The organism is Streptomyces sp. NPDC037100, from assembly GCF_055606225.1.
Map to the genome: position 1 here is coordinate 282257 of NZ_JBVJSX010000003.1, position 13855 is coordinate 296111.

The 13855-nt window shown below is 68.1% G+C and carries 14 protein-coding genes and 1 tRNA gene; 9 read left to right on the forward strand and 6 right to left on the reverse strand.

Features of this window, described 5'->3' with window-relative positions:
- Positions 1–30: 30 nt before the first annotated feature.
- Positions 31–1503, reverse strand: coding sequence for a serine/threonine-protein kinase (locus tag ACZ7EG_RS11355; RefSeq protein WP_471075547.1), 1473 nt, complete (start codon positions 1501–1503; stop codon positions 31–33).
- Positions 1504–1865: 362 nt separating this feature from the next.
- On the reverse strand, positions 1866–2414 hold the full coding sequence (locus ACZ7EG_RS11360) for a helix-turn-helix domain-containing protein (protein ID WP_030846998.1): 549 nt from the start codon (positions 2412–2414) through the stop codon (positions 1866–1868).
- A gap of 181 nt (positions 2415–2595) precedes the next feature.
- Here ACZ7EG_RS11360 and ACZ7EG_RS11365 point away from each other — a divergent pair.
- Positions 2596–2668, forward strand: a tRNA-Ala gene (locus tag ACZ7EG_RS11365).
- 204 nt (positions 2669–2872) lie between these two features.
- Here ACZ7EG_RS11365 and ACZ7EG_RS11370 read toward each other — a convergent pair.
- Positions 2873–3574, reverse strand: a complete 702-nt coding sequence (locus ACZ7EG_RS11370) for a DUF5324 family protein (RefSeq protein WP_471075552.1) — start codon at positions 3572–3574, stop codon at positions 2873–2875.
- A 338-nt stretch (positions 3575–3912) separates the two neighbouring features.
- Here ACZ7EG_RS11370 and ACZ7EG_RS11375 point away from each other — a divergent pair, with 338 nt between their 5' ends.
- Both ACZ7EG_RS11375 and ACZ7EG_RS11380 read left to right on the forward strand, forming a co-directional pair.
- Complete coding sequence (locus ACZ7EG_RS11375) at positions 3913–4440, forward strand: peptidylprolyl isomerase (RefSeq protein ID WP_344460668.1); 528 nt, start codon at positions 3913–3915, stop codon at positions 4438–4440.
- 112 nt (positions 4441–4552) lie between these two features.
- Positions 4553–5443: a rhomboid family intramembrane serine protease gene (locus ACZ7EG_RS11380; protein ID WP_471075555.1), complete on the forward strand. Its 891-nt coding sequence runs from the start codon at positions 4553–4555 to the stop codon at positions 5441–5443.
- A gap of 254 nt (positions 5444–5697) precedes the next feature.
- On the opposite strand, the gene crgA is transcribed toward ACZ7EG_RS11380, so the two are convergent.
- On the reverse strand, positions 5698–5952 hold the full coding sequence (crgA, locus tag ACZ7EG_RS11385; RefSeq protein WP_030846986.1) for a cell division protein CrgA: 255 nt from the start codon (positions 5950–5952) through the stop codon (positions 5698–5700).
- Between the two features lie 139 nt (positions 5953–6091).
- On the opposite strand from crgA, the gene ACZ7EG_RS11390 reads away from it, so the two are divergent.
- From ACZ7EG_RS11390 to ACZ7EG_RS11415, 6 genes are read left to right on the forward strand one after another with little or no spacing between them, the layout of a single operon-like run.
- Positions 6092–6874: a DUF881 domain-containing protein gene (locus ACZ7EG_RS11390; RefSeq protein ID WP_471075560.1), complete on the forward strand. Its 783-nt coding sequence runs from the start codon at positions 6092–6094 to the stop codon at positions 6872–6874.
- Positions 6875–6894: 20 nt separating this feature from the next.
- Positions 6895–7572: a class E sortase gene (locus ACZ7EG_RS11395; RefSeq protein ID WP_471075563.1), complete on the forward strand. Its 678-nt coding sequence runs from the start codon at positions 6895–6897 to the stop codon at positions 7570–7572.
- Positions 7573–7589: 17 nt separating this feature from the next.
- Complete coding sequence (locus ACZ7EG_RS11400; protein WP_033309918.1) at positions 7590–7787, forward strand: hypothetical protein; 198 nt, start codon at positions 7590–7592, stop codon at positions 7785–7787.
- Complete coding sequence (locus ACZ7EG_RS11405; RefSeq protein WP_471075566.1) at positions 7784–8422, forward strand: aminodeoxychorismate/anthranilate synthase component II; 639 nt, start codon at positions 7784–7786, stop codon at positions 8420–8422. Before ACZ7EG_RS11400 ends, ACZ7EG_RS11405 begins: the two co-directional genes overlap by 4 nt.
- Entirely contained in the window at positions 8419–9591 is a 1173-nt protein-coding gene (locus ACZ7EG_RS11410; protein ID WP_471075569.1) for a class E sortase, read from the forward strand. Before ACZ7EG_RS11405 ends, ACZ7EG_RS11410 begins: the two co-directional genes overlap by 4 nt.
- A gap of 13 nt (positions 9592–9604) precedes the next feature.
- On the forward strand, positions 9605–10354 hold the full coding sequence (locus ACZ7EG_RS11415) for a class E sortase (RefSeq protein WP_471075572.1): 750 nt from the start codon (positions 9605–9607) through the stop codon (positions 10352–10354).
- A gap of 94 nt (positions 10355–10448) precedes the next feature.
- On the opposite strand, the gene ACZ7EG_RS11420 is transcribed toward ACZ7EG_RS11415, so the two are convergent.
- Together ACZ7EG_RS11420 and pknB are read right to left on the reverse strand one after the other, a co-directional pair.
- Positions 10449–11480, reverse strand: coding sequence for a restriction endonuclease (locus tag ACZ7EG_RS11420; protein WP_471075575.1), 1032 nt, complete (start codon positions 11478–11480; stop codon positions 10449–10451).
- A gap of 189 nt (positions 11481–11669) precedes the next feature.
- Positions 11670–13700 carry a Stk1 family PASTA domain-containing Ser/Thr kinase gene (gene pknB / locus ACZ7EG_RS11425; RefSeq protein WP_471075578.1) on the reverse strand — a complete coding sequence of 677 codons (2031 nt, stop codon included), beginning with the start codon at positions 13698–13700 and terminating at the stop codon, positions 11670–11672.
- Positions 13701–13855 lie beyond the last annotated feature (155 nt).

Here is a 13855-nt window from a genome sequence, read left to right on the forward strand (position 1 = left end):
CACTCGGATGCGGTCAGTGCTGCCGATCGCTCAGATGCGGGTCAACGCCCAGAAACCCACGGCATAGCAGGCCAGCGCGAGGAGCAGCAGCGGTACCGCCACCTTGGCCGGCGGCCCCGGTCGGGCGGGCCTGTGTGCCCGGTGCCGTGAAGTGGCCTGGCCGCTCGGCGGTGCGGTCGGTGTCCGGGTGGTGTACGAGGCTGTGGAGGCGTCCGTGCGGTAGTGCCCCGCAGGGGGCAGAGAAGGGCCCGAGTACACCGGGGGGAGTGGCTGTGCGGAGGACAACCGGTGTGTGGGGTCGTAGGGGGAGACGGGCGCCTGCTGGTGCGGGGTGTGGACCGGGGAGGGCTGGGGCGGTCCGGCCGTGGGGGATGAGGTGACAGTGGGCTGGGACGGCGGCGGCAGATGGAAGCTGCCGGTGTCCGACATGGAGGGCGGCCGCGCCGGGTCGGCGGTGTGGCGCGGGTCGGACGGCACCGACTGGGCGCGTTGCCGATGGAGCTCGGAGCGCTGCTCGCCCGGGGCCGGCAGCCCGCCCTCGTCGCGCCCGTGCCGAGACTGCTCCCCTCTCGTCCCCGAGTGCTCGGACGGCGCCTTTCTCGGGCCCAGCCCCTTCGCCCTCTCCAGCGGCCCCTCGGGCGCGAACCCCTGCGGCAGCGGGCCCAGTTGGTCGAAGATCTCGATCAGCTCGTCGTCCGGGCCCGGCTCCGGAAGCAGCTCCGCGGCGGCGGCGAGTGCCTTGCGCGCGCCCATGGCCGTGCGGAACCGCGCCTGCGGATCCGGCTGGAGCAGCATGGCCACCACCTGCCACAACGGCTCAGGAATGCCCTTGGGCGCGCCGGGCGTCCCGTGCTCGGCGAAGTACTGGATGAGCGCCTTGCTGTCCGGCTTGGCGCCCTCCAGCAGATACAGCGCGACCAGTCCCACGGCGAACAGGTCGGCGGGAAAGTCGGGTTCGGCGCCCATCATCTGCTCTGGCGCGAGATAACCGGGCGTCCCCACCACGAGGTTGGTCTCGGTCAGGCGGGGCTCGCCCAGCCGCATCGCGATGCCGAAGTCCGACAGCCGCAGCCGCGGCCGGCCCGTGCCGGTGGCCTCCAGCAGCACGTTGGCGGGCTTCACGTCACGATGGACGACGTCCTCCGCGTGCACCGCCGACAGGCCCGACAGCAGCTGGTCGAGCAGCGTGCAGACGAATGCCGGCGGGAGGGGGCCGTAGTCCCCGACGAGGTGCACGAGTGATCCGCCCGCGACCAGGTCCATGGTGAACAGGACCTTGTCGTCGTCTGCGGCCCAGCTGGTAGGGGCGAGTACATGCGGGTGGTCGATCCGCAGGGCCTGTTCCCGCACGAAGCGCAGCAGTGAGTGCGCGTCGCTCTGGAGCAGGACCTTGGCGGCCACATAGCGACGGCGGCGGTGGTCCCAGGCACGCCAGACGGCACCGACGCCTCCGCGTCCGATCGGGTCGACCAGTTCGTACCGGCCGGCGAAGACCTCACCCATGGCTGTACGTCACTCCTCCCCCTGCGGCTTCCCCCCTTGCTTCCCCCTCGGCGAGCACTACGACTCCCCGACAGGCGAAACGGCTCCCCTGAAACCTGGCTCCCCCGAACCCTCGGCTCCCCTGAAACCTGGCTCCCCCGAACCCTCGGCTCCCCTGAAACCTGGCTCCCCCGAACCCTCGGCTCCCCCGAACCCTCGGCTCCCCCGAACCCTCGGCTCCCCCGATGAGCGATACGTCGCCCTTGCGTCGACCGGTCCCCCGTACGGAACACGCCCCCTCGTGTCCGCCCGTACCGCGACACGTCCCCCGTCACCTCACCCACGCCCGCTGCCGAACCCCCTTCGGCGGCCGGGCGGTGGGATCAGCTCTGGTGGGACTGGTAGTGCGAGACCGCGTCCGAGGTGCGGCCGGCCCCGTAGACCCGGAGGAACTCTGCCAGCTCCGGATGGGTCGGGGCGAGGGTGTCGGCGGCGTCGATGATGTCGCCCGCCGCCGCGACCGACCGCAGCAGCGACTGGATCTCGCGCACGACGCGCTTGACCGTGGGCGCCCCCGAACTGCTCGTCGTCTGTGTGGTGTTGCTCAGCACCGAGCCCCCCTGTGACTTCTTGATCTCCTCCATCCGCTCGGTGGCCTCGGCCGCACTCACGCTGCCGTCCGCGACCTGCCCCGCCAGGTCCTGCAGCAGCTGAACCCGCTGCACCACGGCGGGATTGCCGATCTTCGCGCGCTGACCGCTCATCAGCTGCGACAGCATCGGTGCGGACAGTCCCAGAACCCCCGCGAGACGAGCCTGGTTGAGACCAAGATCGTCGATGAGCCTACGGAAGAGCGCCCCCAGTGGCTCCCCGTACCAGTTCCGCTGCAGTTCCCGCGCTCTCGCGGTCGCTTCCTGCTGTGCGGCGTCCATTGCGTCTCCCCATCGCTTCCCCATGTACGGCGGTTCGCGGTAGCGAACCACGCCGAGCATCTTACGGAGAGTGGTCGACGACGGGGACCCCCAATCTTTTTGCGAAACCACGGGGGTGACCCGGTACTCTGGTCTCCGACGCCCGCCGGGACACGGTTTCTCCGGTCGAACGTCCCCTTCCGGGGCCTTAGCTCAGTTGGTAGAGCGCTGTCTTTGCATGGCAGATGTCAGGGGTTCGACTCCCCTAGGCTCCACTCTTGAAAAGCCCTCCGAACTGCGGAAACGTGGTCTCGGAGGGCATTTCGCGTTCTTGGCCGGATGCCGGATGCCGGATGCCGGATGCCGGATGCCGGATGCCGGATGCCGGATGCCGGGAGCGCGTGTTTCACGTGAAACAGCCCGGCGGGGCGGAAGACTCTCAAGTCTTCCGCCCCGCCGGGCTGTTGAATCGGACGCCCTCAGGAACGGTCGTCGCGCCGGGCGGCCTCGTCCTCGGCCTGCTTGGCTTCGACCTCCGGGTCCAGGACCGACGGGCCGGTGCCGTCCACGGACGACAGGCGCCCCGACTCGGGGACCTCCGTCGCGGCCGGTGGCTCCACCAGCCAGTCCGGATTGGCCTGCTTGTCCCACCACTTCCACGCGGCGAAAGCACCGCCCGCGACCGCACCCAGGATCACCAGCGTCTTCACGGCCTTACCGGCCTTGGCCCGCCGTTCGTGCTTGCGGACCAGCTTCTGGATCTCCTTGGGCGAGACCTGCCCGCGCAGCGCGGACATGGCAGCCGCGCTCCGGGCCGCGGCCTCGGTGGTGACAGGCACGGCCGCAGCCATCGCCTGCTCGATCCTCGGCCGCGAGTACTCCGCCGCCTGGCGGGCAGCCTTGCGGGTACGTTCGGCGGCTTCCTGGGCGGCCTGGTCGACCTTCGGCGGCACATGCGTGCGGGCCTGCTCCAGATACGGCTGCACATGCGTGCCGTACTGGACGCGCGCCTGCCCTGCGGCCTGCGTCACCTTGGGCGCTAGCCGTACGCGTGCCTCGTGTGCGTAGTGCGCGGCCCTGTCCTTGGCCGTGTCGGCGTAGGGCGCCACCACTTCCGCGGCGTGCAGCACGCTGTCCTTCGCCGAACCAGTCGCGGCGCGCACGCTGTCGATGCGGGTCACGGGTTCCTCCTCCTCGGTGGCGTACGGTATTTCGACTTTCCACCCTTTTACGGATCATGCCTCCCGACGCACGACCAGGCATGCGCGGAGGGGCATCCGGGTCACGGAAACCGGCATCCGGAGCCGATCACGTGCGATAGCGGATGAATAGGGGACAACAGGAGCTTGTCGTCGACAATGCCACGGATCGCTGCCGAGCGCTCCCGCCCCGGGACTACTCGACTGGTTTTCTGCGGACGCCCGCCGAGGGTTTCCCCCCGCTGCACCGAGCTCGGGCGACGCGGAGGCCCGTCCGTGCGAGGATCGGGGAGTCACGGAAAGACAACGGAAGGCAGATCGTGGCCGAGCAGCTCTACGCCACCCTGAAGACCAATCACGGCGACATCGAGGTCCGGCTGCTGCCGAACCACGCGCCCAAGACGGTCAAGAACTTCGTCGAGCTCGCCCAGGGCGAGCGGGAGTGGACGCACCCGGAGACGGGCGCGAAGTCCACGGACAGGCTCTACGACGGCACGGTCTTCCACCGGGTGATCAGTGGCTTCATGATCCAGGGCGGTGACCCGCTGGGCAACGGCACCGGCGGTCCCGGCTACCAGTTCGAGGACGAGTTCCACCCTGACCTGCGCTTCGACAAGCCCTACCTGCTGGCGATGGCCAACGCCGGCCCGGGCACCAACGGCTCGCAGTTCTTCATCACCGTCTCCCCGACGGCCTGGCTGAACCGCAAGCACACCATCTTCGGCGAGGTCACCGACGCGGCGAGCCAGAAGGTCGTGGACACCATCGCCACGGCCCAGACGAACCCGCGCACCGACCGTCCGCTCAACGACGTGGTCATCGAGTCGGTCGTCATCGAAACCCGCTGAGCGCGAAAGCTTCCACCGGGACCACGCGAAGGCTCCCGCAGGGAACCAATCGCCCCGCTCATCCGTAAGGATGAGCGGGGCGGGCTTTTCTCACCACGACCTAGGGGAGACCATGGACGACCAGGCTGCGGGCAGCCCGCAGGACGCCCACAGCGTCCCCATGTGCTACCGCCACCCGGACCGCGAGACCGGCATCCGCTGCACACGCTGCGAGCGCCCGATCTGCCCCGAGTGCATGGTCAACGCCTCCGTCGGCTTCCAGTGCCCCGAGTGCGTCCGCACCGGTTCCGGCACGGGCCACTCGCCCACGGCCGCCCTGCCCCGGACGATCGCGGGCGGCTCCATCGCCGCCGATCCCCGGCTGCTGACCAAGATCCTCATCGGCATCAACCTGGCCGTGTTCATCGCCGTCCAGGTCCACGAGTCGCTGCTGAACGACATCGTCCTGCTCGGTGCCTGGCCACCGGCGCCCTTCACGCCCACGCAGGGCGTGGCGGGAGGCGAGTGGTACCGCATGGTGACGTCGACGTTCACGCACCAGGAGATCTGGCACATCGCGTTCAACATGCTCAGTCTCTGGTGGCTGGGCGGACCGCTCGAGGCGGCACTCGGCCGCGCCCGTTATCTGGCGCTCTACTTCATCTCCGGCCTCGCGGGCAGCGCCCTGGCCTACCTGCTGGCGTCCCCTACCACGGCGACCCTGGGCGCCTCGGGCGCGATCTTCGGCCTCTTCGGCGCGACAGCCGTGCTGATGCGCCGGCTCGACTACGACATGCGGCCGATCATCGCCCTGCTGGTGATCAACCTGATCTTCACCTTCAGCCCCGGCTTCAACATCTCCTGGCAGGCCCACATCGGGGGCCTGGTCGCCGGTGTCGTCGTCGGATACGCCATGGTCCACGCCCCCCGCGAGCGCCGCGCGATCGTGCAGTACGGCACCTGCGCCCTGGCCCTGGGTGTGATCGTGCTCATGACCGTTCTGAGGACGGCGCAGCTCGCCTGAGCAGGCGTTGTCCACAGCGGGTGTCGGATCTTGTGCATACTGTGCGGGAACACATGTGCCCCCTGTCACCGACCTGCGTACCCGCAGGTCAGACAGGGGGCGAACAAGTTTTCGAGTGCCGGTACTTCCGTCATACCGGCGTCAATGCCCAACGGGTTATCCACAGATCGTCTTCATTATCCCCATGTGGAAAACTGCTGTGGATAACTCAGCGAACACCCCTGGGCAGAGCTGCGTTCACCGTGCGGTGACCGTTACTTCCACTGGGTCGACACACCGAATCCGGCGGCGATGAAGCCGAAGCCCACCACGATGTTCCAGTTGCCCAGCGAGTCGATGGGCAGGGATCCGTCGGTGACGTAGAAGACGACGATCCAGGCCAGGCCGATGAGGAACATGGCCAGCATGACGGGCGCGACCCAGGCACGGTTGCTGAGCTTGATGGCGGTCGTCTGCTTCGCAGGCGGCGGCGTGTAGTCGGCCTTCTTGCGGATACGTGACTTCGGCACGAGGGTCTCTCCTGTCGATGCGCTGCGTGGCCGCGCAGGTAACTGGGTCGGTCTCGGGGCAGCGTAAGGGGACTCCGATTGCTCCCCCGGGCGTCCGTTAGCGTAGTGCTTCCGCCGCGCCGAAGGAGATAAGGGTACGTTGAGCAATTCTGCCGACTCCCCCGGGACGGGATCCACCCCTGAGCGCGCGCGTCGTTTCCGGCCTGTGCGCATCCTCACGGCGGCCGTGTTCGCTCTCGCGGGGCTCATTTTCTTCACCAGCTTCAACACGGCCAAGGGCACCAACATCCGCACGGACAGTTCCCTGCTGAAGCTGTCCGACCTCATCCACGAGCGCAGCCGTGAGAACGGTCAGCTGGACGAGACCAACGGCACTCTGCGCCAGGAGATAGAGGCCCTCGCCGAGCGTGACGACGGCAGCACCAAGGCGGAGGACGACAAGCTGACCGCGCTGGAGAAGCGTGCGGGCACGCAGAAGCTCACGGGCGAGTCGCTCTCGGTCACCCTCAACGACGCCCCGCCGGACGCCACCGCCAAGCTCCCGGGCTATCCCGAGCCCCAGCCCGACTACCTGGTCATCCACCAGCAGGACCTCCAGGCCGTGGTGAACGCGCTGTGGCAGGGCGGGGCCAAGGGCATCAAGGTCATGGACCAGCGGCTGATCTCCACCAGCGCGGTGCGCTGCGTGGGCAACACCCTGATCCTCCAGGGCCGCGTCTACTCGCCGCCGTACAAGATCACGGCGGTCGGGGATCCGGGCAAGCTGCAGAGGGCGCTCGCGGCCTCGCCGGCGATCCAGAACTACATGGTCTACGTCAATGTCTACGGGCTCGGATGGAAAGTCGAGGAGAACGGCCCGGTGACTCTGCCCGGCTACTCGGGCACAGTGGATCTGCATTACGCGAAGCCCGTGGAGCAGTAACCGGACCGGGGGAGCTGTCGGTGCGCGTGATCGTCAGGACCGTCAGCGAACTGTGCATCACCGTCGGCAGCGTGATCGTGCTGTTCGTCGTCTATGTACTCTTCTGGACCGGTGTGCGGGCCGACGGTGTCATGGACGACCAGATCGACCTGCTCCGGAAGGAGTGGTCGAAGCCCCGTCCGCCGGTCGGCGGCTCCTCCGCGGGCCCGGTGAGACCCGCGCCCTACGCCAAGGGCAGGCCTTTCGCGATCATGTACATCCCGCGGCTCGGTTTCACGTGGAACAAGCCCGTGCTCGAAGGCACCGCCACCGGCGTCCTGAAGAAGGGCCTGGGCCACTATGCCGAGACCGCACAGCTCGGGCAGAAGGGGAACTTCGCGGTCGCCGGCCACCGCCGTACCTACGGGGACCCCTTCAAGGACTTCCCCGAGCTCAGGCGGGGTGACGCGGTGGTGCTGACCGACGGTACGACCTGGTTCACCTATCGGATCGACAAAGGCCCTTACAAAACAGTCCCGTCCGACATCGAGGTGATCGACCCTGTCCCCCGTACTTCCGGGTACACGCGTTCGGGCCGGTATCTGACGCTGACCACGTGCGAACCGGAATGGGGTCACAGTCATCGGCTGATCGTCTGGGCGCACCTGGACTCCACTCAGCCTGTGGAGGCCGGGAAACCAGAGGCGCTGCGCCGCTAGTCTGGTGGCTGTACGGCGTGGGTCTGGTGCCGTGGTACGACGGAAGGGACGGCATGTACGGCTGGATCTGGCGGCATCTGCCGGGGAACACGTGGGTGAAGGCAGTGATCTCACTCGTCCTGGTCGTGGCCGTGGTCTACGTCCTCTTCCAGTACGTCTTCCCGTGGGCGGAGCCGCTGCTGCCCTTCAACGATGTGACGGTGGACAACCAGTGAGTGCGCGCATTCTCGTCGTCGACAACTACGACAGCTTCGTCTTCAACCTGGTCCAGTACCTGTACCAGCTGGGCGCCGAGTGCGAGGTCCTGCGCAACGACGAGGTGTCGACGGCGCACGCCCAGGACGGCTTCGACGGTGTGCTGCTCTCCCCGGGCCCCGGCACGCCCGAGCAGGCCGGCGTGTGCGTGGACATGGTCCGGCACTGCGCCGGCACGGGTGTCCCGGTCTTCGGCGTGTGCCTCGGCATGCAGTCGATGCAGGTGGCGTACGGCGGTGTGGTGGACCGCGCGCCCGAGTTGCTGCACGGCAAGACGTCGTTGGTCGAGCACGGCGGCGGCGGTGTGTTCGCAGGTCTGCCCTCCCCCTTCACGGCGACGCGTTACCACTCGCTGGCCGCCGAGCCGGCGACGGTACCGGCGGAGCTGGAGGTCACGGCGCGTACGCACGACGGCATCGTGATGGGTCTCAGGCATCGCGAACTGCCGGTGGAGGGAGTGCAGTTCCACCCCGAGTCGGTGCTGACCGAGCACGGGCACCGGATGCTGGCCAACTGGCTGGTGGAGTGCGGCGACCAGGGCGCGGTGGCGAGGTCGGCCGGGCTCGCCCCGGTGGTGGGCAGGGCCACGGCGTGACCGCGCTGCGCCCCGAGCGTGAGTCCGACACCTCGTACGGGCAGCAGTCGTACGGGGCGTCGGGTGCGTTCGAGGACTGGTCGGGCGGGGGGTACGGGGGGTCCTCGCAGCAGGAGCCGTATCCGCCGGGGCCGGGAGCGCGGCCGCAGTCCGGTGTGCGGCATCCGGGGCAGTACGCGTCGTACGAGCCCGTCCCGGACGAGCCCTGTCTGCCGCCCGTCGACGAGGAGACGGTGGCGCTGCGGATCCCGGACCCTCCTGCGAAGGGCGGCGATCCCACAGCGGGTTCTCCGGCTTCTTCCGGTGCCCGGCAGGACGGATCCGCCCCTGGCGGCCGTGCGGCCCGCAGAAAGGCCGCCAAACGCCGTCACGGGCGTCATTCAGGCGCGGCGGACACTCCGGCGGCGGCCCATGAGGGCAGCGGCTCCGATTCCGGGAGCCGGGCGCGGGCGCCGCTGTCGCGGGTCGAGGCGCGGCGGCAGGCGAGGGCGCGCAAGCCCGGTGCGGCGGTCGTCGCGAGCCGGGCCATTGGCGAGGTGTTCATCACCACCGGCGTGCTGATGCTGCTGTTCGTCACCTATCAGCTGTGGTGGACGAACGTCCGGGCGCATGCCCAGGCGGGCCAGGAGGCCAGCAGCCTCCAGGACGACTGGGCGAGCGGCAAACGCAATCCGGGGGCCTTCGAGCCGGGGCAGGGTTTCGCCATCCTGCACATTCCGAAGCTGGACGTGGTGGTGCCGATCGCCGAGGGCACCAACAGCAAGGGCGTGCTCGACCGGGGGATGGTCGGCCACTACGCCGAGGGTGCGCTGAAGACGGCGATGCCCGGTGACAAGACCGGCAACTTCGGGCTCGCGGGCCATCGCAACACCCACGGAGAACCGTTCCGGTACATCAACAAGCTCGCTCCGGGCGATCCGATCGTCGTGGAGACGCAGGACGAGTACTTCGTCTACAAGATGGCGTCGATCCTTCCGGTGACGCCGCCGAGCAACACGAGCGTGCTGAATCCCGTGCCCACGGGGTCCGGATTCACCAAGCCCGGCCGTTACATCACGCTGACCACGTGCACGCCGGAGTTCACCAGCAAGTACCGGATGATCGTCTGGGGCAAGATGGTCGAGGAACGGCCGCGCAGCAAGGGCAAGCCGGATGCGCTCGTCAGTTAAGGGCAGATGACCAGTGGCAGCGACCACCGACACGGACCACGAGAAGCACACCGGCGGGGCGTCCCGGCCGACTGCGGCACGTCGCAGGCCCGGCCCGATCGCCTTGGCGGTGAGTTTCTTCGGGGAACTCCTCATCACGACGGGCCTGGTCCTCGGCCTGTTCGTCGTCTACTCGCTGTGGTGGACGAACGTGGTCGCCGACCGGGCGGCCGGCAAGCAGGCCGACAAGGTCCGTGAGGGCTGGGCGCACGGCCGCGGCGGTCCCGGGGCGCTGGACACCAAGAACGGCATCGGTTTCCTGCACGTGCCGGCGATGAAGAGCGGCGAGGTCCTGGTCGAGAAGGGCACGTCGAGCAAGATCCTGAACGACGGGGTCGCCGGTTACTACACCGATCCCGTGAAGGCGACCCTTCCGATGTCGGGCAAGGACGGCAACTTCTCCCTCGCCGCCCACCGTGACGGCCATGGCGCCAAGTTCCACAACATCGACAAGATCGAGAAGGGCGACCCGATCGTCTTCGAGACGAAGGACAAGTGGTACGTCTACAAGGTCTTCGACATCCTTCCGGAGACCTCGAAGTTCAACGTCAAGGTCCTCTCCCAGGTCCCGGAGGAGTCCGGCAGGAAGAAGCCGGGGCGCTACATCACGCTGACGACCTGCACGCCGGTGTACACGAGCACGTACCGGTACGTCGTGTGGGGGGAGCTGGAGCGGGTGGAGAAGGTGGACGCGGACCGGACACCGCCGGAGGAACTGGGCTGACCGCCTGCTTCGTGGAAGGTGGGCCGCTACCATGACGGAGGCCCGAAGCCGCAACTTACTCTTGCGACTTCGGGCCTTTGTGAGGATCGGGTCGTCACTCCAGGACGGCCAGAGCCGCCCCGGCGCTCCACTCCTCCACCAGTCCACGATGTACGGCGGTGATGCCGCTCTCGGCTGCGATGTTGAGGGCGTCGCGGGTGAAGGGGCATGTCGCCACGAACAGGGCCACCTCGGAGACGTGCAGGACCTTGGCCGCCCCGAGGAACTTCTGGATTTCGGGGCTGGTGATGGAGAGGTGGGGCGCGAACCTCTTGCACTGGACGACGATGCGCCGCCCGTCGGCCGTGAGCGCGGTGATGTCGATGCCCCGGTCCCTTCCGCCGCCTTGCACGACGACGTCGGTGCAGCCGTCGCGGCGCAGCAGCCCGGCGACGTGTTCTTCGAACTCGCGCCCGTTCATGGCGTCCATGGCGGCCATGACTCCGGCGAGGGGGCGGTCCTTTCGGGGGGCTTCCAGCCGCTGCAGCCGGGTGTGGTGCTGGTGGAGCCGTTTCTCGATGCGCTGGACGCCTGCCCGGAGGGCGGTGAGCTCTCGCCGGTGCTCGCCGGAGGTTTCGATCAGGGCGTTGAACAAGGGGACGACGGTCCTGCCCAGGATGTGGGTGATGCGCTGGTCGATGCGGGCGTCGAGGGAGGTCGTGTCGGTGGGGGCAGGGTTTTCCACAGGTTGTGTGCGGGCCAGGTACTCCATGTCGAGGAGGTACACACGCACCTGACGTGCGACTTCGCTGTCTCGGAGCAGCATGGCGATGTTGAGGACGGCGCGTCGGGGAAAGAGTGCCAGGGAGCGGGTGCGTGACTGGATTCCACTGAGTTGCTTGAAGTCACTCAGTTCCCTCCCTGTCAGAACTCGGTATCCGCTCGTTTCGAGTTCCGTACGGTGGTCGTGCACGAGGGCACGGATGACTTCCACCGTCACCGAGAAGTACGACGCCACCATGGCGGTCGTCACGTGCATCCCGTCAGGCAGCAGCGACAGGGCCTTGACCCTGTCGAGTACGTCCGTGCGGTCGAGGACGCTGCCGCGCAGGGTCTGCGATTCCAGCAAAGCCGTTTCGTTGATCACGTTCTGCCCTTCGGCTCGTGTGGCCGGGGCGGTTCCGACTCCCCACCCCATCTGGCGAACGAGTCAGGACATATGAAGACACGATCGATGGGCGCACGCTTTTGCGGGCATGTCGTTCGGTCGTGCACGCGACGGAGCCCCCGGCCTTGGTGGGCCGGGGGCTCCGTGGTGTGACGGTGTGGGGCGGGGTCAGTCGTCTTCGTTGCTGCCGTTGAGGCCGCCGAAGATGCCGCCGTTTCCGCCGCCGCCGTTGTTGTTGCCGCCGCTGTTTCCGAAGCCGACCGTCTGGAGGATGATCGTCGTCCCTGCCGGGTCGTCGACCTCCTGGTTGGCGCCGGGGTTCTGGCCGGCGACGAGGGCGTTGTCGCTCTGGTCGCTGCCCTCGGCGAACTGGATGTTGGTGAAGCCCTGCTGCGCGAGGGTCTGCTTGGCCTGGCCGACCGTCTGGCCGACGACCTGCGGGACCTTGACCTTCTGTTGCTGCTTCTTCTTGCCGATCTGGATGTTGACCGACGAGTTCTTGTCGACCGACGTGCCGGCCTGCGGGGTGGTCTGGATGACCTTGCCGACCTGGCTGTCGTCGTCGGTCTCCACCTCGGTGCAGTTGCCGATCAGGTTGCTGGCCTGCATCTGCTGCTTGGCCGCGTCACAGCTCTGGCCGAGGACGTCCGGGACGGTGGACTTCTCCTCAGCCTTGGCGATGGTGAGGGTGATCGTCGACCCCTTCTCCACCTCTTCGCCCGTGGTCGGATTCTGGTCGAGGACGATGCCCGGGTCCTCCGGGGACGTCCGGGTCTTGGTCTCGATCTTGAACTCGTACTTGTCGCCGGCCAGCTTTTCCTTGGCCTCGTCGACACTCAGGCCGGTGACGCTGGGAACCGTCACCTTCGGCGCGCCCGTCGACACCACTACCTCGATGGTGGAGAACTTCTCGACCTTGGTCGTGGGGGTCGGGTTCTGCTCGCAGATCTTGCCCTTGCTCTGGCTCGCGCAGGGCTTTTCGGTGGGGTTCAGCTTCAGGTCGCTGTTCTTCGCCAGTTTCTTGGCGTCAGCCAGCGTCTCACCGACGAGGTTCGGAGCCGGGACGGTGTCGTTGGCGACCCCGTCGCCACTGAACGCCCACCTGCCGATCAGGATCGCCCCGACCAGGACCAGGATGCCCGCCACCACCAGCAGGATCGTGGAGGTGTTGGACTTGCGCTGCTGCCCGCGGCGGCGGTCGGGGCGGTCGTCGTAGCCGTAGCCGCCGTCGTCCGGGTTCATGGGGGGCAGCATGGACGTGGCGCCCGCGCCGGAGTCCGCGCGCAGGGCTGTCGTCGGCTGGTCGTCGGGGTAGCCGCCGTAGCCCACCGCGCCCATCGCGGCTGTGGCGGCGACCGGCTGGCCGTCGAGGCAGGCCTCGATGTCGGCACGCATCTCGTCGGCCGACTGGTAGCGGTAGTCCGGGTCCTTGACGAGCGCCTTCAGCACGATCGCGTCCATCTCGGGCGTGATCTCGGGATCGAAGACGCTCGGCGACTGCGGCTCCTCGCGGACGTGCTGGTAGGCCACGGCCACCGGGGAGTCGCCGACGAACGGCGGGCGGACGGTCAGCAGTTCGTAGAGCAGACAGCCGGTGGAGTACAGGTCGGAGCGGGCGTCGACCTGCTCGCCCTTGGCCTGCTCCGGGGAGAGGTACTGGGCGGTGCCGATGACCGCGGAGGTCTGCGTCATCGTCATGCCGGAGTCGCCCATGGCCCGGGCGATGCCGAAGTCCATGACCTTGACCTGGCCGTTGCGCGTCAGCATGACGTTGGCCGGCTTGATGTCGCGGTGGACGATGCCGGCACGGTGGGAGTACTCCAGGGCCTGGAGGATGCCGATGGTCATCTCCATGGCCCGCTCCGGCAGCAGCTTGCGGCCGGAGTGCAGCAGCTCACGCAGGGTCGAGCCGTCCACGTACTCCATGACGATGTACGGGATCGACACGTTGTCGATGTAGTCCTCGCCCGTGTCGTAGACCGCGACGATCGCGGGATGGTTGAGCGAGGCGGCCGACTGGGCCTCCCGGCGGAACCGGGCCTGGAAGGAAGGGTCACGCGCGAGATCCGCGCGCAGCGTCTTCACCGCCACGGTGCGGCCGAGGCGGGTGTCATGCGCGAGGTAGACCTCCGCCATGCCACCACGCCCGAGCACCTGGCCCAGTTCGTACCGGCCGCCGAGGCGACGCGGCTCTTCCATAGCTACCTACCAGCCCTCTCCGTCGGTCCCGACCGGCATGTTTGTACGGTCGGAGGCTGCCGTCCGGGCCTACCGTACCCGGCTCGCTTTGTGTGACCTGGCCAAGCCCGTCAGCCGATACAGGACCGGTATCGCAACGTGCACCGATGTGAAGC

Bases quoted from the DNA above. Each gene is read 5' to 3' on its own strand.
- ACZ7EG_RS11355 (WP_471075547.1), bottom strand. From the start codon at position 1,503: ATGGGTGAGGTCTTCGCCGGCCGGTACGAACTGGTCGACCCGATCGGA.
- ACZ7EG_RS11360 (WP_030846998.1), bottom strand. From the start codon at position 2,414: ATGGACGCCGCACAGCAGGAAGCGACCGCGAGAGCGCGGGAACTGCAG.
- ACZ7EG_RS11380 (WP_471075555.1), top strand. From the start codon at position 4,553: ATGGACGACCAGGCTGCGGGCAGCCCGCAGGACGCCCACAGCGTCCCC.
- pknB (WP_471075578.1), bottom strand. From the start codon at position 13,700: ATGGAAGAGCCGCGTCGCCTCGGCGGCCGGTACGAACTGGGCCAGGTG.